The organism is Porphyromonas sp. oral taxon 278 str. W7784 (assembly GCF_000467855.2).
GTDB lineage: Bacteria > Bacteroidota > Bacteroidia > Bacteroidales > Porphyromonadaceae > Porphyromonas.
Window position 1 is genome coordinate 236,509 of the sequence record NZ_KI259258.1, and the last position, 19,743, is coordinate 256,251.

The 19,743-nt window shown below is 54.2% G+C and carries 20 protein-coding genes and 1 pseudogene; 17 read left to right on the forward strand and 4 right to left on the reverse strand.

Annotated elements, in window-relative coordinates:
* The first annotated feature begins 76 nt into the window (after positions 1-76).
* The 10 genes from HMPREF1556_RS07505 (at position 77) to HMPREF1556_RS07550 (ending at position 9,325) form a co-directional block, all read left to right on the forward strand.
* Positions 77-1,000 carry an NAD(P)-dependent oxidoreductase gene (locus HMPREF1556_RS07505; RefSeq protein WP_021667824.1) on the forward strand — a complete coding sequence of 308 codons (924 nt, stop codon included), beginning with the start codon at positions 77-79 and terminating at the stop codon, positions 998-1,000.
* A 45-nt stretch (positions 1,001-1,045) separates the two neighbouring features.
* The gene (locus tag HMPREF1556_RS07510; RefSeq protein WP_021667825.1) at positions 1,046-2,293 is read left to right on the forward strand and encodes a DUF1015 domain-containing protein; all 1,248 of its coding nucleotides are present in this window, start codon (positions 1,046-1,048) and stop codon (positions 2,291-2,293) included.
* A 98-nt stretch (positions 2,294-2,391) separates the two neighbouring features.
* Entirely contained in the window at positions 2,392-3,846 is a 1,455-nt protein-coding gene (locus tag HMPREF1556_RS07515) for a fimbria major subunit (RefSeq protein WP_198141871.1), read from the forward strand.
* Positions 3,847-4,272: 426 nt separating this feature from the next.
* Entirely contained in the window at positions 4,273-6,234 is a 1,962-nt protein-coding gene (thrS, locus tag HMPREF1556_RS07520; protein ID WP_044125390.1) for a threonine--tRNA ligase, read from the forward strand.
* A gap of 36 nt (positions 6,235-6,270) precedes the next feature.
* Positions 6,271-6,870, forward strand: coding sequence for a translation initiation factor IF-3 (gene infC, locus HMPREF1556_RS07525; protein ID WP_021667829.1), 600 nt, complete (start codon positions 6,271-6,273; stop codon positions 6,868-6,870).
* 83 nt (positions 6,871-6,953) lie between these two features.
* The gene (gene rpmI, locus HMPREF1556_RS07530) at positions 6,954-7,151 is read left to right on the forward strand and encodes a 50S ribosomal protein L35 (protein ID WP_009432744.1); all 198 of its coding nucleotides are present in this window, start codon (positions 6,954-6,956) and stop codon (positions 7,149-7,151) included.
* Between the two features lie 114 nt (positions 7,152-7,265).
* Positions 7,266-7,610: a 50S ribosomal protein L20 gene (gene rplT / locus HMPREF1556_RS07535; protein ID WP_009432755.1), complete on the forward strand. Its 345-nt coding sequence runs from the start codon at positions 7,266-7,268 to the stop codon at positions 7,608-7,610.
* A 407-nt stretch (positions 7,611-8,017) separates the two neighbouring features.
* Positions 8,018-8,443, forward strand: a complete 426-nt coding sequence (locus HMPREF1556_RS07540) for a hypothetical protein (RefSeq protein ID WP_021667830.1) — start codon at positions 8,018-8,020, stop codon at positions 8,441-8,443.
* A 12-nt stretch (positions 8,444-8,455) separates the two neighbouring features.
* The gene (locus HMPREF1556_RS07545; protein WP_021667831.1) at positions 8,456-8,884 is read left to right on the forward strand and encodes a hypothetical protein; all 429 of its coding nucleotides are present in this window, start codon (positions 8,456-8,458) and stop codon (positions 8,882-8,884) included.
* 12 nt (positions 8,885-8,896) lie between these two features.
* Entirely contained in the window at positions 8,897-9,325 is a 429-nt protein-coding gene (locus HMPREF1556_RS07550; RefSeq protein ID WP_021667832.1) for a hypothetical protein, read from the forward strand.
* Between the two features lie 24 nt (positions 9,326-9,349).
* Here HMPREF1556_RS07550 and HMPREF1556_RS08690 read toward each other — a convergent pair whose 3' ends face one another.
* On the reverse strand, positions 9,350-9,679 hold the full coding sequence (locus HMPREF1556_RS08690) for a hypothetical protein (protein ID WP_157047525.1): 330 nt from the start codon (positions 9,677-9,679) through the stop codon (positions 9,350-9,352).
* A gap of 100 nt (positions 9,680-9,779) precedes the next feature.
* Between HMPREF1556_RS08690 and HMPREF1556_RS07560 the strand changes: the two genes are divergently transcribed.
* The 4 genes and pseudogenes from HMPREF1556_RS07560 to HMPREF1556_RS07575 all read left to right on the forward strand — a co-directional run.
* Entirely contained in the window at positions 9,780-10,208 is a 429-nt protein-coding gene (locus tag HMPREF1556_RS07560; protein WP_021667834.1) for a hypothetical protein, read from the forward strand.
* A 393-nt stretch (positions 10,209-10,601) separates the two neighbouring features.
* A complete protein-coding gene (locus HMPREF1556_RS07565) occupies positions 10,602-11,330 on the forward strand; it encodes a carbonic anhydrase family protein (protein WP_021667835.1) in 729 nt (242 codons plus the stop codon).
* Between the two features lie 260 nt (positions 11,331-11,590).
* Positions 11,591-12,217 (forward strand): TetR/AcrR family transcriptional regulator, encoded by a 627-nt coding sequence (locus HMPREF1556_RS07570; RefSeq protein WP_044125391.1) that lies wholly within the window; start codon positions 11,591-11,593, stop codon positions 12,215-12,217.
* A 148-nt stretch (positions 12,218-12,365) separates the two neighbouring features.
* Positions 12,366-13,640 (forward strand): annotated as a pseudogene (locus HMPREF1556_RS07575) (malic enzyme-like NAD(P)-binding protein); the annotation flags it as partial.
* 235 nt (positions 13,641-13,875) lie between these two features.
* Here the strand turns inward: HMPREF1556_RS07575 and efp are convergent.
* The 3 genes from efp to HMPREF1556_RS07590 all read right to left on the reverse strand — a co-directional run bounded on the left by efp (position 13,876) and on the right by HMPREF1556_RS07590 (position 15,762).
* Positions 13,876-14,445, reverse strand: coding sequence for an elongation factor P (efp, locus tag HMPREF1556_RS07580; RefSeq protein WP_021667839.1), 570 nt, complete (start codon positions 14,443-14,445; stop codon positions 13,876-13,878).
* A 73-nt stretch (positions 14,446-14,518) separates the two neighbouring features.
* The gene (locus HMPREF1556_RS07585; RefSeq protein ID WP_021667840.1) at positions 14,519-15,061 is read right to left on the reverse strand and encodes an HD domain-containing protein; all 543 of its coding nucleotides are present in this window, start codon (positions 15,059-15,061) and stop codon (positions 14,519-14,521) included.
* Positions 15,058-15,762, reverse strand: a complete 705-nt coding sequence (locus HMPREF1556_RS07590) for a CvpA family protein (RefSeq protein WP_021667841.1) — start codon at positions 15,760-15,762, stop codon at positions 15,058-15,060. The genes HMPREF1556_RS07585 and HMPREF1556_RS07590 overlap by 4 nt, the downstream gene beginning before the upstream one ends.
* 488 nt (positions 15,763-16,250) lie before the next feature.
* Here HMPREF1556_RS07590 and HMPREF1556_RS07595 point away from each other — a divergent pair, with 488 nt between their 5' ends.
* From HMPREF1556_RS07595 to HMPREF1556_RS07605, 3 genes are all read left to right on the forward strand, one after another.
* The gene (locus HMPREF1556_RS07595; RefSeq protein ID WP_021667842.1) at positions 16,251-16,871 is read left to right on the forward strand and encodes an SIS domain-containing protein; all 621 of its coding nucleotides are present in this window, start codon (positions 16,251-16,253) and stop codon (positions 16,869-16,871) included.
* Between the two features lie 189 nt (positions 16,872-17,060).
* On the forward strand, positions 17,061-18,881 hold the full coding sequence (locus HMPREF1556_RS07600; RefSeq protein ID WP_021667843.1) for a DEAD/DEAH box helicase: 1,821 nt from the start codon (positions 17,061-17,063) through the stop codon (positions 18,879-18,881).
* A gap of 132 nt (positions 18,882-19,013) precedes the next feature.
* Entirely contained in the window at positions 19,014-19,616 is a 603-nt protein-coding gene (locus HMPREF1556_RS07605) for a porin family protein (protein ID WP_021667844.1), read from the forward strand.
* Positions 19,617-19,743: the final 127 nt, after the last annotated feature.

A 19,743-nucleotide genomic window follows, 5' to 3' on the forward strand; every position in this document is an offset into this window, starting at 1 on the left:
ACCCTCCTCGCTGTGGGCGCGAGTGGTCTGTGCCGTCGCTCTATCCTAGTCTACACACAATACACATCAATACATCATGTCAAAGGTTCTCATCGCCACCGAAAAGCCATTCGCAGCACCTGCTGTAGCTGGCATCAAGCAGATTCTATCCGAAGCTGGATTTGACGTAGTCCTCCTGGAGAAGTACACCGCAAAGTCCGAACTCCTAGCCGCAGTCGCTGACGTCGATGCGATCATCATCCGCAGCGATATCATAGACAAGGAGGTCTTCGATGCTGCACGTCAGCTCAAGATCGTAGTACGTGCCGGAGCTGGATACGACAATGTCGACCTCGAAGCTGCTACAGCTCACGGTGTCTGTGTCATGAATACGCCTGGTCAGAATGCTAATGCGGTGGCCGAACTTGTCTTCGCTCTCCTGCTCTTCTCCGTGCGCAATCGCTTCAATGGTGCCTCTGGTACGGAGCTCAAGGATAAGAAACTCGGCCTCCTTGCTTATGGCAACACGGGGCGCAATGTAGCACGTATCGCTAAGGGTATCGGCATGGATATCTATGCTTATGACCCATTCACCCCCGCAGAAGTAATAGAAAAGGAGGGTGTACATGCCGTAGCTTCGCAGAAGGAACTCTTCTCTACCTGTGACGTCGTATCGCTACACATCCCTGCTACTCCAGAGACCAAGGGCTCGATCGGTCGTGAACTGGTGAGCCTCTTACCTAAGAAGGCGATCCTGGTGAATACTGCCCGCAAGGAGATCATCAACGAACCCGAGCTCATCGCTCTGCTGAAGGAGCGTGAAGACCTTCGCTATCTGGCTGACATCCGCCCTGCAGCACACGAAGAGTTTGAGGCAGCTGCTGGCGAACGTTACTTCTCCACGCCTAAGAAGATGGGTGCACAGACTGCTGAAGCTAATACAAATGCCGGGCTCGCTGCGGCTCGTCAGATCGTCGGCTTCATCAAGGAAGGCAACGAACGCTTCCGTCTCAACAAGTAGTTCGCCCGTAAGTATCACCCCATTCTCAATAGATACCGATCCTCTATGGCTATCATCAAACCGTTCCGTGGCATACGTCCTCCTCAGGAACTCGTAGAGCGTGTGGCTTCTCGCCCCTATGACGTACTCAATAGTGACGAAGCTCGCGCCGAAGCTGAAGGCAATGAGATGTCGCTCTATCATATCATCCGCCCAGAGATTGACTTCCCTGTGGGCACCGATGAGCATGAAGAGAAGGTCTACCAGAAGGCAGCTGAGAACTTCCGTCTCTTTAGAGACAAGGGCTGGCTCGTACAAGATCCCAAGGAGAATTACTACATCTACGCCCAGACTATGGGTGGTAAGACGCAGTATGGCCTTGTAGTCTGCGCCGCTGTCGAAGACTATATGTCTGGAGTCATTAAGAAGCACGAGCTGACTCGCCGTGATAAGGAAGAAGACCGCATGAAGCACGTCCGTGTGAATAATGCGAATATCGAACCCGTCTTCTTCGCTTATCCCTCGAAGGACGAGATCAACAAGATCGTCGCTAAGTACACGGCTAAGGAGCCTGTCTACAGCTTCGTCGCTCCTCTCGATGGATTCGGGCACGAATTCTGGATCATCGACGAGGCAAGTGATATCAAGCGCATCACCGAGCTCTTTGCTGAGATGCCTGCGCTCTATATCGCCGATGGTCACCATCGCTCGGCTGCGGCTGCTCTTGTGGGAGATGAGAAGCGCAAGCAGAACCCCAACCACACCGGCAATGAGGAATACAACTACTTCATGGCCGTGTGCTTCCCTGACGATCAGCTGACGATCATCGACTACAATCGTGTTGTCAAGGACCTCAATGGCCTCACTAAGGAAGAACTTCTCAAGAAACTCGAGAAGAACTTCATCGTCGAGGACAAGGGGACAGAGATCTACAAGCCTCAGGCTCTGCACAACTTCTCCCTCTACCTAGGTGATCACTGGTATTCGCTCACAGCTAAGCCCGGCACCTATGACGACCACGATCCGATCGGGGTACTTGACGTGACGATCTCCTCTAACCTCATCCTCGACGAGATCCTCGGTATCAAGGACCTCCGCTCAGATAAGCGCATCGACTTCGTCGGCGGTATTCGCGGCCTCGGTGAACTGAAGAAGAGAGTCGATAGTGGTGAGATGAAGTTCGCACTTGCCCTATATCCCGTCTCGATGAAACAGCTCATCGACATCGCAGATTCAGGTAATATCATGCCACCTAAGACGACATGGTTCGAGCCTAAGCTCCGCTCCGGTCTGATCATTCACGAGCTCGTCTAAGAGCACTCTCTTACGAAACCTCCGAATAGTGCCCTAAGCCTATTCGGAGGTTTTCTTTTTCCCCGACCTTCTTACCTACCACACACCCCATGATCATCATGAGACGCACTTCTTCCCTTCGATACATCCCAGCAGTCATCTGCTGTATTGCCCTCTTCGTGGGGCTTGTACTCACAGCTTGCTCTCATAGAGACTCAGGCTATCCGCTCCCACAGCCCCAGCCGAAGGGCTCTGTACTTCACCTCTCGATCGCCACACCTCGCTCCATCGTCCTTCGTGGGCTGGAGGCCGAAGACCCGATGCTTCGGATCTCCTCTCTGAGATTTGTCTTCTATTCTCCTGAGAAGTCCGTGGTGACACAGGTCAGAGAGCTCTCGGTCTCCCCGTCGACTGACCTCTCAGATCTCGTACTCGCTTTGCCCGAAGGCAATTATAAGCTCGTCGTCATCGCTAATCCTACGACCAAACTTGTCGCACGCACAGCCGTCGGGAGTCCTCTCACCCAGCTCACAGGCTACGAGCACTATTATACGGACGAGCTAGCTACCCAAGGATCGCAGCTCACGGTGAGCCTCCTCAACGAACAAGGGCCCGTCACCGTCACGTCGGCCGCCTTCTCCAGTACCACACCTCAGGTCCGGATCCAGCTGGAGTCGGTGCTGGCTCGTGTGCTGGTCTACGGCGAGCCACGGCTAGCGGGGGGAGCGAAGCGTGGTAGTGCGCCTGCGGGCTACGTGCTATCTCCCCAGGCTCGCTATACAGCGCCCCTGCGTCCACTGGGACTTCTTCGCACCGGTGGTAGTGAAGTGGCGGGTGATGGGTCGCACCCCGAGGCCCGCTATCCCACGAGTCGCATGTGTCAGGAGTGGAAGGACAGCGCTCCTCGGTCGCTCACTGAGCTCCTCTCGCACTTTGCTCTGGATAGGATGACGAGCCACGAAGGCGGGGAGGATATCTATCTGGCTAGACTCCTACCCGATGAGCAGGCGCTCGCTACGGCTGTCTCCAACATCCATGCCTATGCACGTGAGACGACGCTTCCGCCGACGGCTTACCTCGTAGGCGCTCTTCCCTCGCTCGTCATCCGCTTCCCCTACATCCCCGGTGGGCTAACGCTCCGGGAAAATGAAGGCTGGGTGAGCTTCCGTGGCAAGTACTACACGGAGAGTCAGATGAAGGAGTGGATCCGTTCAGACGACTTCGACGACTCCACTCTAGCTGAAGCGGTGAAGGCGGCTCGCATCAATGAGGACTCATTCACCGCTCCATTTGAGAAGGGCGATCTACGCTTCTACTACCGAGGGTATAATTACTACGTCGTGCCCATCCGCCACTTCGACGACACGAAGGCGCCGACCAAGACCTCGATCGGTCGCTATGGGGTGGTGCGTGGCGCTGAATATCGCATCCGTCTCACGCAGATCCTTCGCCCAGGGACGCCTGTGCCACCCGACCTTACGGCTGATCTCACCCCCGTCGCCGAAGAGAAGAACGTGCATGCCATCGTCAGCGTTCGCCCGATCGTCGTCCATTCCTCCGAAATCCATATTTAGCAGGGATGGCGAATGGTAGCACTTGCCTTCGCCCTTACTTTGTCGAGATAAGGCCATTTCCTTACTGAAGCGCCTTCTGCTGAGGCTAATCCCCCTTCCGTCACCTGTGATCTCTCGTGCTATTACCTGCAATGGAGCGTGAGATCACAGGTGATTTTTTGTCTTCTTACGGCTTGTCGTTCGGATGCTAAGCGGTGAGAAGGCCCGTATCTTCGATGGAGCACCGAGTCTTTCACCTAGGAGAAGTCGGGGCTTTGCCCTTGGTCGTTCGTCGCCCTTCGGGTAAGTCGGGCGGGGCCTTCGGTCGAAGGAGGGCGTCCCCGATCGAAAAGGCAGGCGAGATTAGTCGCTCTTACATAGCGTTCCTACAGAATTGTCGTATCTTTGTAGGAACGAATAAGTAAACATTTCATCGTAATGAGCTCAATGATAAAAGTCACATTCCCTGATGGTAGTCAGCGTGAATATCCCGTAGGTACGACCTCTTGGGATATAGCTGGTGATATAAGTCCCCGCCTACAGCAGGATGTCCTAGCTGCCGGGGTCAATGGTCAGATCTGGGATCTCATGCGTCCCCTCAAGGAAGACACCGAGCTGAAGCTCTACAAGTGGGAAGATCCCGAAGGGAAATACGCCTACTGGCACTCGAGTGCGCACCTGATGGCCGAAGCGCTTCAGGCACTTTACCCCGGCGTGAAGTTCGGGATCGGCCCCGCCATCGAGAATGGCTTCTACTATGACATTGATCTGGGTGAAGGCGTACAGCTACGTGACGCCGACTTGAGCGCTATCGAGGCCAAGATGGCTGAGTTCGCAGCCCGCAAGGAACCCATCATCCGCAAGGATATCACGAAGGCCGATGTGACGGAGTTCTTCAAGCAGAAGAATGACGAATATAAACTCGAGCTCATCGCTGACCTACCCGACGGCTCGATCACCACGTACACGCAGGGCGAATTTACGGACCTGTGCCGTGGTCCTCACGTGCCAAACACGGGCTACATCAAGGCCATCAAGCTGCTGAGTGTGGCCGGTGCCTACTGGCGTGGCGATGAGAAGCGCAAGCAGCTGACCCGTCTCTACGGGATCACCTTCCCGAAGAAGAAGATGCTCGATGAGTATCTCACCCTCCTCGAAGAAGCAAAGAAGCGTGACCATCGCAAGATAGGCAAGGAGCTTGGTCTCTTTGCTTTCTCCCAGAATGTAGGCTCAGGCCTCCCTCTTTGGCTACCACGTGGCACCCAGCTTCGCCTGAGACTCGAGGACTTCCTCAAGCAGATTCAGAAGGAATTTGGCTATCAGCAGGTCATCTCTCCCCATATCGGCTCGAAGCAACTATATGTCACGTCGGGTCACTGGGCGAAGTATGGGGCAGACTCCTTCCGTCCCATCACTACGCCACAAGAGGGAGAAGAGTTCATGCTCAAGCCGATGAACTGCCCCCACCACTGTGAGATCTTCAAGGCCATTGGCCCTCATTCGTACCGAGATCTCCCACAGCGACTGGCCGAATTTGGTACAGTCTACCGCTACGAGCAGAGTGGTGAGCTCCACGGTCTGACGCGCGTCCGAGGCTTCACGCAGGATGATGCGCACCTATTCTGCCGTCCCGACCAGATCAAGGAAGAGTTCTGCAAGGTGATGGATATCATCTTCATCATCTTCAAGGCGCTCAACTTCGAGAGCTTTGAGGCTCAGATCTCCCTGCGTGACCAGGTAAACCGAGACAAGTATATCGGTAGCGAGGAGAATTGGGAACGTGCCGAGCAAGCCATCATCGAAGCTTGCGCCGAGAAGGGACTGCCAGCTAAGATCGAATATGGTGAAGCGGCCTTCTACGGACCAAAGCTTGACTTCATGGTCAAGGATGCCCTCGGCCGTCGCTGGCAGCTTGGTACGATCCAGGTAGACTACAATCTCCCCGAGCGCTTCGACCTCGAATATACGGGAGCAGATAATAAGAAGCATCGCCCTGTGATGATCCACCGAGCTCCCTTCGGTTCCATGGAGCGCTTTGTGGCCGTACTCATCGAGCACACCGCAGGTCACTTCCCTCTCTGGCTCACACCAGACCAGGTCGTCATACTGCCGATCAGTGAGAAGTTCAACGACTATGCGCACCAGGTAGCAGCTAAGCTCAACGCCCAGGATATCCGTACTCAGGTAGACGATCGCAATGAGAAGATCGGTCGAAAGATACGTGACAATGAGCTCAAGCGCATTCCCTACATGCTCATCGTAGGTGAAAAGGAAGCCGAGAACGGCGAAGTCTCTGTGCGTGTGCAAGGTGAAGGTGATAAGGGTTCGGTAAAAATCGCTACCTTTGCCGAGCAAATCACGGCAGAAGTCCAGCGTCAGCTCAATGCCTGGCATGCTGAACAGCAGTAGAGGACTTCAGTGATAGGATACAATCAATAATACTGAATGGCAGTAGACAACAAACAAAAGTTCCAGTACCGCACGAACGAGGCTATCCGAGTCAAGGAAGTCCGACTCGTCGGGGACAATGTAGAGCAAGGGGTGTACACGATACAGCAGGCTCTTCGTATCGCAAATGACCAAGAGCTTGACCTCGTAGAGATCTCTCCCAATGTCAACCCTCCAGTATGTCGCATCGTAGACTATCAGAAGTTCATCTTCCAGCTGAAGAAAAAGCAGAAGGAACAGAAGGCTAAGAGCGTGAAAGTCGTCGTCAAGGAGATCAGATTCGGTCCCCAGACTGACGATCATGACTACAACTTCAAGCTGAAGCACGCTAAGGGTTTCCTTAGTGAAGGCTCGAAGGTCAAGGCTTATGTCTTCTTCCGTGGTCGCTCTATCCTCTTCAAAGATCAGGGTGAAGTGCTCCTACTTCGCTTTGCTAACGACCTCGAAGACTATGGACGCGTCGAGAGTATGCCCGTACTTGAGGGGAAGCGCATGACTATCATGCTCGCCCCTAAGAAGGTGGCTACCCCCGCTCCATCGGCTAAGAAGGACAAGGCTCAGCGTGAAGAGCAGAGCGAAGATACCGCTGCCGAATAACAAGCAACCCCATCCCAGCACCTCGCGCATAGGCTGCGTCAGTGGAGTTGGGTCAGTAAATAACTCATATAAACAAAAAGAAAATGCCTAAGCTGAAGACAAACTCCAGCGCTAAGAAGCGTTTCGCGCTCACTGGCTCTGGGAAGATCAAGCGCAAACATGCCTTCAAGAGTCACATCCTCACGAAGAAGACGAAGAAGCAAAAGCGTAACCTCACCTACTTCACTACTGTGGACAAGGTGGACGTACGCGAAGTAAAGGAACTCCTCCGCCTTCGCTAAACGGCAAGTTTGCACAACGATTATTCAGTAACAGAGAGGTAAGCCAAGCCAAGTACCAGCCCACGGGGCTCGCCCCTACGGTATGGTCGCTACCAATCACAAAGAAGAAACATCATGCCAAGATCAGTCAATCATGTAGCTTCTCGCGCTAAGCGCAAGCGCATCCTTAAGCTCACGCGTGGGTACTACGGTGCTCGCAAGAATGTTTGGACAGTCGCCAAGAATACTTGGGAGAAGGGACTCACCTACGCTTTCCGTGATCGCAAGAACAAGAAGCGTAACTTCCGTGCACTTTGGATACAGCGTATCAACGCCGCTGCACGTCTCGAAGGTCTCTCCTACTCACGTCTCATGGGCGCTCTTCACGCTCAGGGCATCGAGATCAACCGCAAGGTCCTCGCTGACCTCGCTGTCAATCACCCCGAAGCTTTCAAGGCGATTGTAGCTAAGGTAAAGTAGTCGCTCTAGAGCGTACTATTCCAACGCATAGCAGGAGCTCTATCCGACGAGGTCAATTACCTCTCGGGTGGGGCTCCGCTTTTTGTATACCTCCGGCGCCTAGCCTGAAGAGGTCCACGGCTTTACCTGTAGCGGGCGCTTGTCTTTACCTGTAGTGGGCGCTCCGATTACCTGATATTTCAGTAGGCTTCTCTATGAAGCTTCCCGCCCATCCACTGCCGTGAGGTAGGGGAGTGTGATGATTACGAGAGCCGATTATGGCTAGTTTTGATTGTTGTTTTATTGATTTACTATGTTTATATGTGGTTGATTTATAGTTAAATAAAATAAAATATCCGAATTATTTTGATATAATGAACCTTGTTCCTATATTTGCCGTAGAGAATATTAACTAAACCAAACGTGCAATGAAAAGGAATTTCTTCACCTCAGTATTGCTCCTTCTCGGCTTATTCTTTAGTATCGGGCTTGTCTCTTGTGGAGAGGGAGCTCCCGATTTGTCAAAGAAGGAGCGTGATCCTCGCCTAATAGGAGCGTGGAGTTTAGAAAATAAGGATGCTTCATTTTCTCCTAAAACCAAGCATATCGAGTTTAAGGCCGATGGTTCGTGTGTTGGCTTCAGCTATCCTGGCGGTAAACGACTGTTCTACACCAAAGAAAATCATCAGCTCTATCTCTTTGTCTATGGTGAAGGACTAAAGCTATCCAATCGAACTTACGAGGAGTATTACCTGATTGAGCGAGATACTCTCTATCTTTGGTTATCCAAGGACGAGATGCTTGCACGTCAATATAAGCATGCTCTAGCTTATACTAGGACTTCTAAACCTTAGCCTGCAGGTGCAATGAAAAGGAACTTCTTCACCCCAGTATTACTCTTTCTTGGCCTGTTCTTCTATGTCGGGTTAGCCTCCTGTAAGCAGGAGGCGCCCGACTTTAGCAAGAAAGAGCGGGATCCTCGCCTGATAGGCACTTGGTATCTTATCAAGCAGGAGGGGATAAATCTTGATCCGGGCTTTAATGTTCTGGAGTTTAAGGCTGATGGTTCTTGTACTGGCTTTAACTATCCAGGAGGTAAACGCCTCTTTTATACCGAGGAGGATTACCGTCTCTTTATCTTTGTCTATGGCGATTGGCCCAAGTTAAACAACCGGATATACAATAGATTCTACGTGTTTGAAGGTGATAAACTTCATACTTGGGCGGGGGAGAGTGATATGCTTGCCCGTAGGTATAAGATTGGACGGACTTATACGAAGACTCCGCAACCCTAAAAGATTAGCGTTATGAGAAGGAACTTCTTCATCTCAGTACTTCTTCTTCTCGGCCTGTTCTTTAGCATTGGGCTGGCCTCCTGCAGGGAGGAGATACCCGATCTGTCGAAGAAGGAGCGTGATCCTCGCCTTCTTGGGCAGTGGACTCGTGTCGAAGAAGATGAGGATACCCTCCCTTCGGAAGTGCGAACTTTAGAGTTCAAACTACCTGGTTATTGTATTAGTTTCGCCTATTCAGGGAGTTGGGATTTCTTCTATACCGAGGAGGACAATCACCTCTTTATCGTCAACCCTGCTCCGGGATTTAAGTATTCTGGCTGGGCTCACGAATACTATTACTTGGTTGAGAAAGATAAGTTCTACCTTTGGTCAAGTAAGGCTGATATGCTTGCCCGGAAGTATCAGGCTGCGACGGCGTATATCAAGGCTCCCAAATCTTAGACTTCAGGCGTTATGAAAAGTGACTTATTCGTATCTGTAGCATTTCTGCTTGTGCTCTTCTTTAGTGTCGGGCTTGCGTCTTGCAGGCAGGAGACCTTTGACCTGGATAAGAAGGAGCGAGATCCTCGCTTGGTGGGAACTTGGCGACTTATTGAAAAGGGTGGAGATGTTTCCTTCCCAGTGTCGGAGACGATCAAGTTCAAGGACAGCGGCTATTGCATTGGTCTGACTTATCCCAAGAGTAGAGACCGGTATTATACCGAGGAAGCGAATCAGCTTTTCATCGTCACCTCTCCCTTGACCTTTGAGTATACGGGCTGGGCTGAGCGATACTATTACGAGATCAATCAGCATCGTCTTTACCTTTGGTCGGACAAGGAGGACATGCTTGCACGAAGACATAGAGAGGCTTATACTTATGACAGGGATACGAACTCTTAGAATCGTGTGTGCGATGAAGCGAGACTTCGTCAGATCTGTCGTGATCTTCCTCGTGCTGTCGCTCGTCTTCGCACTCGTCTCTTGCGAAGAGAAGATCCCCGATCTGTCGAAGAAGGAGCGGGATCCTCGTCTCGTCGGTGGCTGGTATGCCGTAGAGAAGGAGGGCGAGACGACTCATCCGAAGGATCGGTTCGTAGAGTTTCTCGCGGATGGCTCGTGTCGGGGCTTCACCTTCGCTGGAGGTGGACGCCAATTCTACTATACCGAGGGTAGCGATCGCCTTATGTTCTTCGTCCAGGGCGATTGGTTGAAGATCACCAATCGAGTCTATGATTACTACTATGAGATCAAAAGCGACACGCTCTTCCTGTGGTCGGAGCAGAAGCATATGGAAGCTCGGAGGTACAAGTCGGCTCGTGCCTACGTGCGAGAAGGGAAATAGTCGGTCTGTTCGTATGCCGACGAAGAGGAGCTAGTGGGCACTTGGCTCACTCGTTCTCGATAGATCAGCCTGGAGGCTGGTCTAGCTGTGCGGGTTTTTATTAGTCGTAGCCTCGGGGATGAGTCACGGAGCGTCGTGATCCTTCCCTGGGGCTACAGCGCATCTACGGGTATCAGAGACTGGTTTCTCCTGTAATGGCGGAGGAATTATCAGGATACGGCTGAGGCGTTTCCCTTAGATCAGAGCAATGCTGCTAGGATATATGAATAAAATTGTTATTTTTGAGCGAGGAGTTTTTAAATTCGGCTATCGACAGAGTATCAGAAAAAGCGGAGATAAAAACCCTTAACGGGTACAAGATTCAATTATTCATCACTAACTAAAGAGAAACTTATGAAGAAGATCTTTGTGCTCTCCGCAGCCCTGCTCATGCTAGCCTCATGCGCTGGTCAGAGCGAACAGAAGTCCACCGATACGGTGACTACCGACTCGACTACACCGATCTCCCAGGTGCTTACCGGAGAAGAGCAAGCCCGACTGACGCCCGATGCGGTGCTCGAAAGCCTGAAAGCGGGCAACGAGCGCTACGTAGCGGGCAAGCCGATGGCCCGTGATCTCAAGTCTCAGTCCGTGGCAAGCCTCGAGGGACAATTCCCAGAAGCGATCGTCCTATCGTGTATCGACAGCCGTGTGCCCGTAGAATATATCTTCGACAAGGGCGTCGGCGACCTCTTTGTCGGCCGAGTGGCGGGCAATGTGGCTGGTGCTTACATGCTCGCTAGCTTAGAATACGCCTGCGATGTATCGGGATCGAAGGTGATCCTGGTGCTGGGTCACGAAGACTGTGGCGCTGTCAAGGCGGCGATCAAGGGCGTAGAGCTGGGCAATATCACGTCGCTGATGAAGGAGATCAAGCCTTCGGTGGATGCGACAAAGTATGACGGCGAGCGTACCTATTCGAATAAGGCCTTTGGCGATGCCGTAGTGCAGGAGAATGTCCTGCAGACGATGGACGAGATTCGCAGAGATAGTCCGATCCTCAAGAAGCTAGAAGCTGAGGGGAAGATCAAGATCTGTGGCGCCGTCTACGAGATGTCTTCGGGCAAGGTACGATTCCTCTAGTCTTCTCTTAGCTGTCCCTCCGCCCTTGGTCTCCTTGGATGGAGGAGGGCGGGACGGGTAAGGGGCGGAGAGACTTCAGTCTAGCTCCTTGTAGATGAGCCGTCATGAGGCTCGAGCCTACCCAATACTCGGGGCGCTGATGGCCGTCATCTCATTCACTCCAGCATCTAATCCTACAGGAAATCTCGGGAGATAAGTCCTTATCTTTCGGGATTTCCTTATCTTGCAAAAAGAAGATGCAGAGCCAACTCTAATCTAGTATGTACAAAAGAAGATATTCAGGAAGACGAACAGCACGTCAGATCGAGCGTGATGTGATGGATGCTATCGCTCATATTATCGAGGAGAAGGGCGTCTCCTCGGTCACAATCAAGGAGGTGTCTAAGGTATCTAAGACTGACGTCATCGTGCTGGAGCGACGCTACAAGACGGACGAAGGGCTCGTGCGTGCCTATACTTCGCAGTTCGATTTCTTCCTCAACGACCATATCGGACTCGATGCCGAGCAGTACGCTACCTCAGAAGCCTTCTTCACAGATCTCATTACTCGCTTCATCGATGCGATATATAAGAACAAGGATATGCAGTCGATCATGGTGTGGGAGATGTACGAAGATAGTGCGCTCACCCGCAAGAGTGCCCGTAGACGTGAGGATACGTTGACGGAGTTCTTACCAGGCTTCACTAAGCTTATCGATGAGAAGCGGATCATGCCAGAGGCGCTCTTTGCCGTCCTTACGGGAGGACTGTACTACATCCTGCTGCGAGGTAAGCGCTCGACCTTCTGTGGTATCGACTTTAGTACCAAGGCAGGGCGACAGCTACTGGCTGATACTCTGCTGGAGATCACACGTAAGTTCCTCATCGATCACCCTGCATCAGAGTAGGGAGAAGGGGTGGGGAAGAGCCTTACTTCCCGTACCGATCCATTTGTCTTCCCATTGATTCGCTTGTCGCTATATGAAGCGGGGAACATTCGTGCGCCTCGCTTGTTGTAGTCTCGCAAGTACAATTATTCTTATTTACCCGAAACATATGCCCACCAAGATCACCCGAGAAGCCGCATTACGCTACCACGAAGAAGGTCGCCCCGGCAAGATCGCTATCATTCCTACGAAGCCTTATGCCACAGCTTACGACTTATCGCTGGCCTATTCGCCTGGTGTCGCCGAGCCGTGCCTAGCTATCGCCGAGCGCCCTGCCGATGCGTATCGCTATACGAGTAAGGGGAACCTCGTGGGGGTGATCTCTAATGGTACTGCCGTCCTCGGTCTGGGCAACATCGGTGCTGAGGCAAGTAAGCCCGTCATGGAGGGTAAGGCACTCCTCTTCAAGATCTATTCGGGGATCGATGCTTTTGATATTGAGGTCGACGCTACGGATCCAGAGGCCTTCATCTCTGCGGTCAAGGCTATCTCACCTACCTTTGGAGCGATCAATCTGGAGGACATCAAGGCACCCGAATGCTTTGAGATCGAGCGCCGACTCAAGGCCGAACTTCCCATCCCTGTCATGCACGACGACCAGCACGGTACGGCCATCATCTCGGGTGCTGGCCTGGTGAACGCCCTGGAGCTAGCAGGTAAGTCTATAGGGGATGTACGTATCGTGATCTCGGGTGCAGGTGCAGCGGCGATCGCTTGTGCTCGCCTCTACTGCGCACTGGGCGCTAAGCGCGAGCACATAGTGATGACGGACTCGAAGGGAGTCATCCGTGCTTCCCGCACCGATCTCAACGAGATGAAGCGGGAGTTCGCTACTAAGGACGAAGGACTCACGACACTTCAGGAAGCGCTCGTCGGTGCAGATGTCTTCGTCGGACTATCGAAGGGCGGTATGGTCACAGGGGAGATGGTGAAGACGATGGCTGATCGGCCGATCATCTTCGCACTAGCTAATCCCACTCCAGAGATATCGTACGAGGAAGCAAAGGCTGCTTGTCCCGAAGTGCTTATGAGTACAGGGCGAACGGATTACCCCAATCAGATCAACAATGTCCTTGCCTTCCCCTATATCTTCCGTGGAGCACTCGACACTCATGCCACAGCGATCAATGGAGAGATGGAGCTTGCCGCTACTCGTGCCATAGCAGCGCTGGCCAAGCAACCCGTCCCCGACTACGTATGTCAGGCATATGGAGCTAAGGAGCTTGCCTTTGGTCCAGAGTACTTCATCCCTAAGCCCGTCGACCGTCGCCTCATCGTCGAAGTCTCTACGGCTGTAGCTCGGGCTGCGATAGAGAGTGGAGTAGCACGCCATACCATCACCGACTGGGAGGCTTATGCCGAGCACCTCACCTCGCTCCTCGGGTAAGAATCACCTGGCACTATAGCGAAGGAGCCTCTGCGCCTAAGATAAGCGGTACCTCCCTCTGTAGTAAGGTGCCCCTTTCCACCAAGAGAACTCCTACCGATCACTAAGGTAGATCATGCTTTGCCCTAAAGCTACGCCCTCTTACCTACCCCCTAGATACAAAAGCCCCCGCCCCGACATCTCACCGGAGATATCGGGGCGGGGGCTTTTCTTTAGCTTGTGGAGGGCGAGCTTATGCTTCCTTCACTCGGCCGATGTAGGCACCGTTGCGGGTGTCGATGGTGATTAGTTCGCCTTCGCTGATGAAGAGGGGTACGCGAACTTCTGCACCGGTCTCGACGGTAGCAGGCTTGAGGGTGTTGGTAGCGGTGTCGCCCTTGAGGCCTGGTTCGGTATAGGTGACACGAAGGTCTACGTGAGCAGGGAGCTCGCAGGTCAGCACCGTCTCAGAGGCTGCGTGGACCATAGCCTCGACAGTGTCCCCTTCCTTGAGGAACTGAACTCCGTCGATGACAGCTTCGGGGATGGAGATCTGCTCGAAGGTCTCAGGGTGCATGAAGTTGAGCCCCATCTCATCCTTGTAGAGATACTGGTAGGGGCGACGCTCGATGCGAACTTCTTCGACCTTCACGCCGCTATTCCACGTCTTGTCGATGACACGACCTGTAGCCACGTTCTTGAGTTTGGAGCGAACGAAAGCTGGACCCTTACCAGGCTTGACGTGGAGGAATTCGACGATGAAGTAGTACTGCCCATCGATGTCGAGGCACATACCATTACGGAAGTCTGCTGTAGTAGCCATAGATATTTATTTAGAAATGTTTGCTCAGTTTATGCAGTGCAAAAATAGGAAAATCTAGGGAATAGCCTTGAGACTAAAGCCCATACTTCTCGTGGAGCTTATCGAAGCGACGAAGGGCAGCCTCGCCGTGCTTGGCGAAGCCACTACGCACCTTGTCGAGGCTTTTCTTCTGGCCGAGCTTGGTCTTAGAGAAGAACTTGTCGGCATAGCAGATCAGCTCCTCTTCGGCGCTCACGGGCGTATAGATCCCAGGGGGAAGGGGGATGCCTCGATTCTGGATCTCCTCAGGGGTAAGACCGCTACCGGTATGTCGCTCGGCTACGTGCGCATGGCGTGGTAGGCCTAGGCTACGTAGGAGTTCTGCCCCGAGGAAGCCGTGTAGGATGTAGGGCGCCTCGCCTGTGCAGTAGATGTCGGGAGCATTGGTCTGGAAGATCCCGATGTCGTGGAGCATGGCAGCCTCAGCGACGAAGGTGCGGTCGAGCTTTATCTCGGGGTGAGCGTCGAGGAGCTCTAGGGCAAGCCCTGTGACGTCCTCGGAGTGGAGACGCAGGACGCGCTCGATGTCGCTCCCTGGCTGGTAGTATCGGTGGATGAGGGCTAATGGGTCGATCACTTGCGGGTAGACTTGGAGGTGTGAGATGCGGGTGTCGAAGGCTTGTGCGAGCGAGAGGCCGGTGCCTTCTGCTTAGCGGGACGGGTCGCTGGGCTGGAGGCCTTGGGCCCTGTCGTCCGAGGCTTTACGGGTTCGGGCGCAGGTGTGGCGGGGAGCACGGGTTCGGGAGTCACCGGTACGGAGTCCTGAGCTTCGTCCCCACCGAAGAGGACGGTCTTCACACGGCGGATGTCGTCGACCGAACTGATAAGCCGAGGATAGAGGTAGGAGCTCTGACGTGCCGAGGGAGGCGTGCCGCTCGCTGCGTCGTAGGGCACTGTGGGGAAGATCCCTTCGATGAGCAGACAGCCGTAGCCCAGGAGGTAGACCCCGACGAGTAGGCCTAGAGCGAGCCCGATGATCCTGTCGAGGACGAAGAGGAATGTCCCCTTGGTGAGCGAACTGAACCAGCTCCCCACCATACGGATAGCCATATAGATAAGGGCGAAGGAGATCAGGGGGATGATGAAGCCCCAGCCCCCGATGCTCTGCCCGTCGCCTCCGCCGAAGAGGCTCTCGATCCACGGGGCTAAGCGCCACGCCTCACGGAAGGCGATGATCAGGGCGGCTATCTGGATGACACGTCGTACGGCACCACCAAAGAGCCCGCCGAGGGCAAAGAGGAGGATACCTCCTCCGAGGAATAGATCGAGTTGGTTCATCGCTTGCTTATGCTGTCTGTATGAGGGTACTATTTCTTTCTGTGCCCAAAGTTAGTGCATCCTCGGCATTCGTAGCTCCGAGCTAGGGAAGACCCTACCAAAATCGAGGGACGATCTGCCCCGCTGGATAAGGGGCTTAGAAGCCCCCAAAAAGGACCCTACGGTAGGTCGTCGAAAAAACCTACAGTAGGTTTCACTTGCGACCTACCGTGGGTCGTATCGACGACCTACCCGTTCTTGACCCCTCTTGTGGTGAGGGGAAAGGAGGGCTGGAGAAACGCCTCGTTCTCCCGTGGAAACACCCCTTGAGAAGTCGCCCTTCATCGTGGCTTTTCTTCCCTGATAGATTTCCGCTTTTTGCCCCTCGGTGGGGAAGGCCGATCACCGACGGGCGAGCGCCTTATCCCTCGGCTAAGAAGTCCGCCAGAGATGCTCTCGTCGGAATAGTGTATCTTTGTCTACGAGAAAACGTTTTGCCCTCAAGCGACATGTCTAAGCAATATACCATCCCGGAGATCCTCGCCGCCGAGGTCGATGCACTCCGCTCTATCCCCGCCACCAACGACTACGAAGCAGCTATCTCCTTGATTCTGGATCGTGTCCATCAGAAGGGGGGGCGTCTCATCACCTCGGGGATGGGCAAGGCTGGACAGATCGCCCACAACATCGCTACGACCTTCAGCTCCACGGGTACGCCCGCTTACTTCCTGCACCCCAGCGAAGCCCAGCACGGTGACCTGGGGATGGTCTGTGCCGATGACCTGATGCTCCTGATCAGCAATTCGGGCAAGACACGTGAGGTGCTCGAGCTCGTCGCTCTCGCGCGCCGCATGTATCCTACGCTCCCCTTCATCCTCATCACAGGGAATACAGGGAGCCCGCTCTCAGAGCTTGTAGAGGTCACCCTCTCCACGGGCAATCCTCCCGAAGTCTGCCCGCTAGGGCTTACCCCGACGACCAGTACGACCGTGATGACGGTGCTGGGTGACCTCCTCGTGGTGAGTGTGATGCAGCGCATCGGCTTCACCTATCAGGACTATTCCCTCCGTCACCACGGAGGCTACCTCGGAGATAAGAGCCGTGAGCTCGTCACTCCCGAGACGAAGTAGCTGGTCCTGCTTAGTCTCTCATCAGAGTACCCTCGGTGCGTCTCGGGAGAGGCGTAGAGCGGGGGACTCATCCTTTTCATTATTCATGGTATGCCCCCAGGAGGTCGGTCTGATGGACTTCAGCGGAGTATACACCCCTCACCACCCACCCTCACCAAGGGCTGGGGTGAGGAGAGCAAAGTACATTAGATGACATTCGAAGAACTAGGGGTCAGTGCCCCTATCTGCCGTGCCGTAGCAGAGCTCGGCTATCAGCAGCCCATGCCTGTGCAGGAGGCTGTGATCCCCTACCTCCTAGGCGAACCTATTGACCTCATCGCCCTAGCACAGACAGGGACGGGGAAGACCGCTGCCTTTGGCCTCCCCCTCCTGCAGAACGTAGAGCGAAGCCTCAGCTCCTCGGGTGGAGCGACGGGTGTGCCCCGTGCCCTCGTGCTCTGTCCCACTCGTGAGCTGTGCCTACAGATCGCCGACGATCTCACCGCCTACAGCAAGTACCAGCCTACGGTACGTATCCTCCCCGTCTACGGGGGCTCCTCTATAGAAGCACAGATCCGCACCCTGCGTCGTGGGGTGGAGGTCATCGTGGCTACCCCCGGTCGCCTCATAGACCTCATGGAGCGAGGTGCTGCTAGTCTCGACGCCATCGAGACGGTGGTCCTCGACGAAGCCGATGAGATGCTCACCATGGGATTCTCCGAGAGTCTGCAGACGATCCTCTCACAGGTGCCTCGTGAGCGCCATCTCCTACTCTTCTCCGCTACCATGCCCCGAGAGATCAGCTCCATCGCTGCCTCCTACATGCACGAACCTAAGGAGATCATCGTCGGGACGAAGAACGAAGGCAACAAGAACATCCGTCACTACTACTACGTCGTCTCCGCTCGGCACAAGTATCTTGCCCTGAAGCGTATCGCCGACTACTACCCTGATATCTATGGGATCATCTTCTGCCGTACTCGCAAGGAGACGCAGGAGATCGCCGACCAGCTCATCCGTGATGGCTACAATGCCGATGCTCTGCATGGCGAGCTATCGCAGGCACAGCGTGACTATGTGATGCAGAAGTTCCGCATCCGCAATCTACAGCTCCTCGTCGCTACCGACGTGGCTGCTCGTGGTCTGGATGTCAATGACCTGACGCACGTCATCCACTATGGTCTTCCCGACGATATAGAGAGCTACACCCACCGTAGTGGACGTACTGCCCGTGCTGGTAAGCTGGGTATCTCCATCGCTATCTGTCATAGCCGTGAGCGTGGACGCCTCCGTGATATCGAGCGCATCTCCCACGCCACGATCGAGCGTAAGCAGCTACCCTCCGGGAGCGAGATCTGCCAGAAGCAGCTCTTCCACCTGGCCGATCGTATCGAGCGTGTAGAGCTGACGGACGACACGACACTCGATACGGTCCTGCCCGACCTGGTGCGCAAGCTCGACTGGATCGACCGTGAGGAGCTCGTGCGCCGTCTCATGCTCCTCGAGCACCGTCGCCTGCTGGACTACTACGAGAGTGAGGAGGTGATCGAGGAAGCCGACGACAAGGGACGTCTGCCAAGCGAACCCAAGGAGGGTAAGAAGCGAGACAAGCGTAATGCTGTAGCCGAAGAAGGGATGAAGCGTCTCTTCATCAACTTTGGGAAGCTCGACCGAATGTTCCCCAACAAGCTCATCGAACTCATCAACAAGTGCGTCCCCGGACGTGTGAAGATCGGCAAGATTGATCTCCTACCTCGCTTCTCCTTCTTCGAGGTCGAAGAGGCTGACGCTCAGGAGGTCATTCGCTCGATGAGTAGCTACGAAGTCGATGGCCGTCGTATCGCCGTAGACTACGCTGATGCTTTGGGCTCCGAAGGCTCGGGGCGCAAGGAGCGTCGTCCGAAGCGCTCGGCAGGTGGCTTCGATTCCGAACGTAAACCACACCGCAAGGGAGGCGCTCGATCAGGAGAAGGCGCCTTCGATAAGTATAAAGATAAGGACCGCACTAAGCGTAGCCGCTCCCGTCGTTAGGGACTGGAGCCTCACCCTCCCGAGCTACAGGGATGATACAAGAGCGTCACCCCGTAGCGTTATGTCATTAGTATGCAAGTTACCTGCTCTAACGCAAACTCTTCTCACAGAATCAACAACTCAAAGCAACACATGATCATGAAGAAGTTCGTCTATGCCCTGATCGCCCTCCTCAGTGTAGGCGCAGTGACTCAAGTACAGGCACAGGGCATCCATCCACGTGTCGAAGTTGCGGGCAACTTCTCGACACACATCGTCAACAATTCGAAGGGCCTCTCAGTCAAGGACTACAAGATGCGCTCGGGCTTCCGTGTCGCAGGTGCTGTGGAGTTCAGCCTGCTCGGCCCGCTCTACTTCGCCCCAGGTCTTGCTTTCCAGCAGAATGGGAGCAAGGTCGGTGACCGCGTAGCTACGCTCAACTACCTCAGCGTGCCCGTCAACCTCGGTCTGCGTGCTGGGCTAGGCAATGTAGTCGCTATCTCCGTCGAAGCTGGTCCCTCCTTCTCCTACGGGATCTCCAGCAAATCCTCCTTCAACGATGTGCTGAAGAACCTCGAGAACGAAGGCTTCCGTCGCTTCGAAACGGGCGTGAATGCTTCGGTCGCTCTCTCGCTGAGTAGCTTCTACGTACGCCTCGGCTCCGATATCGGTCTTACCAATATCTATAAGAAGAAGGCCGATGCAGAGAGCCTGAAGAATGCCTCCTTCTACCTCGGGGTAGGGCTACGCTTCTAGGGCGAAATCATCCCTACACCCTCTACGGGTAAGTCGAGCCCCTCATGAGCCGTCCATCAAGCGACTCATGAGGGGCTTCTCTGTACCCTCGTCGGACGACCTACGGTAGGTCGTCGATGCGACCTAC

What these genes read in the sequence shown, in the direction of transcription:
- HMPREF1556_RS07595 (WP_021667842.1), top strand. Translation starts at nt 16,251, where the DNA reads ATGTCTAAGCAATATACCATCCCGGAGATCCTCGCCGCCGAGGTCGAT.
- rplT (WP_009432755.1), top strand. Translation starts at nt 7,266, where the DNA reads ATGCCAAGATCAGTCAATCATGTAGCTTCTCGCGCTAAGCGCAAGCGC.
- HMPREF1556_RS08690 (WP_157047525.1), bottom strand. Translation starts at nt 9,679, where the DNA reads ATGCTGATTGATCTCGTAATAGTATCGCTCAGCCCAGCCCGTATACTC.
- rpmI (WP_009432744.1), top strand. Translation starts at nt 6,954, where the DNA reads ATGCCTAAGCTGAAGACAAACTCCAGCGCTAAGAAGCGTTTCGCGCTC.
- HMPREF1556_RS07570 (WP_044125391.1), top strand. Translation starts at nt 11,591, where the DNA reads ATGTACAAAAGAAGATATTCAGGAAGACGAACAGCACGTCAGATCGAG.
- efp (WP_021667839.1), bottom strand. Translation starts at nt 14,445, where the DNA reads ATGGCTACTACAGCAGACTTCCGTAATGGTATGTGCCTCGACATCGAT.
- HMPREF1556_RS07605 (WP_021667844.1), top strand. Translation starts at nt 19,014, where the DNA reads ATGATCATGAAGAAGTTCGTCTATGCCCTGATCGCCCTCCTCAGTGTA.
- HMPREF1556_RS07545 (WP_021667831.1), top strand. Translation starts at nt 8,456, where the DNA reads ATGAAAAGGAACTTCTTCACCCCAGTATTACTCTTTCTTGGCCTGTTC.
- HMPREF1556_RS07505 (WP_021667824.1), top strand. Translation starts at nt 77, where the DNA reads ATGTCAAAGGTTCTCATCGCCACCGAAAAGCCATTCGCAGCACCTGCT.
- HMPREF1556_RS07540 (WP_021667830.1), top strand. Translation starts at nt 8,018, where the DNA reads ATGAAAAGGAATTTCTTCACCTCAGTATTGCTCCTTCTCGGCTTATTC.
- HMPREF1556_RS07510 (WP_021667825.1), top strand. Translation starts at nt 1,046, where the DNA reads ATGGCTATCATCAAACCGTTCCGTGGCATACGTCCTCCTCAGGAACTC.
- HMPREF1556_RS07600 (WP_021667843.1), top strand. Translation starts at nt 17,061, where the DNA reads ATGACATTCGAAGAACTAGGGGTCAGTGCCCCTATCTGCCGTGCCGTA.
- infC (WP_021667829.1), top strand. Translation starts at nt 6,271, where the DNA reads ATGGCAGTAGACAACAAACAAAAGTTCCAGTACCGCACGAACGAGGCT.
- HMPREF1556_RS07515 (WP_198141871.1), top strand. Translation starts at nt 2,392, where the DNA reads ATGAGACGCACTTCTTCCCTTCGATACATCCCAGCAGTCATCTGCTGT.
- HMPREF1556_RS07565 (WP_021667835.1), top strand. Translation starts at nt 10,602, where the DNA reads ATGAAGAAGATCTTTGTGCTCTCCGCAGCCCTGCTCATGCTAGCCTCA.
- thrS (WP_044125390.1), top strand. Translation starts at nt 4,273, where the DNA reads ATGATAAAAGTCACATTCCCTGATGGTAGTCAGCGTGAATATCCCGTA.
- HMPREF1556_RS07590 (WP_021667841.1), bottom strand. Translation starts at nt 15,762, where the DNA reads ATGAACCAACTCGATCTATTCCTCGGAGGAGGTATCCTCCTCTTTGCC.
- HMPREF1556_RS07550 (WP_021667832.1), top strand. Translation starts at nt 8,897, where the DNA reads ATGAGAAGGAACTTCTTCATCTCAGTACTTCTTCTTCTCGGCCTGTTC.
- HMPREF1556_RS07560 (WP_021667834.1), top strand. Translation starts at nt 9,780, where the DNA reads ATGAAGCGAGACTTCGTCAGATCTGTCGTGATCTTCCTCGTGCTGTCG.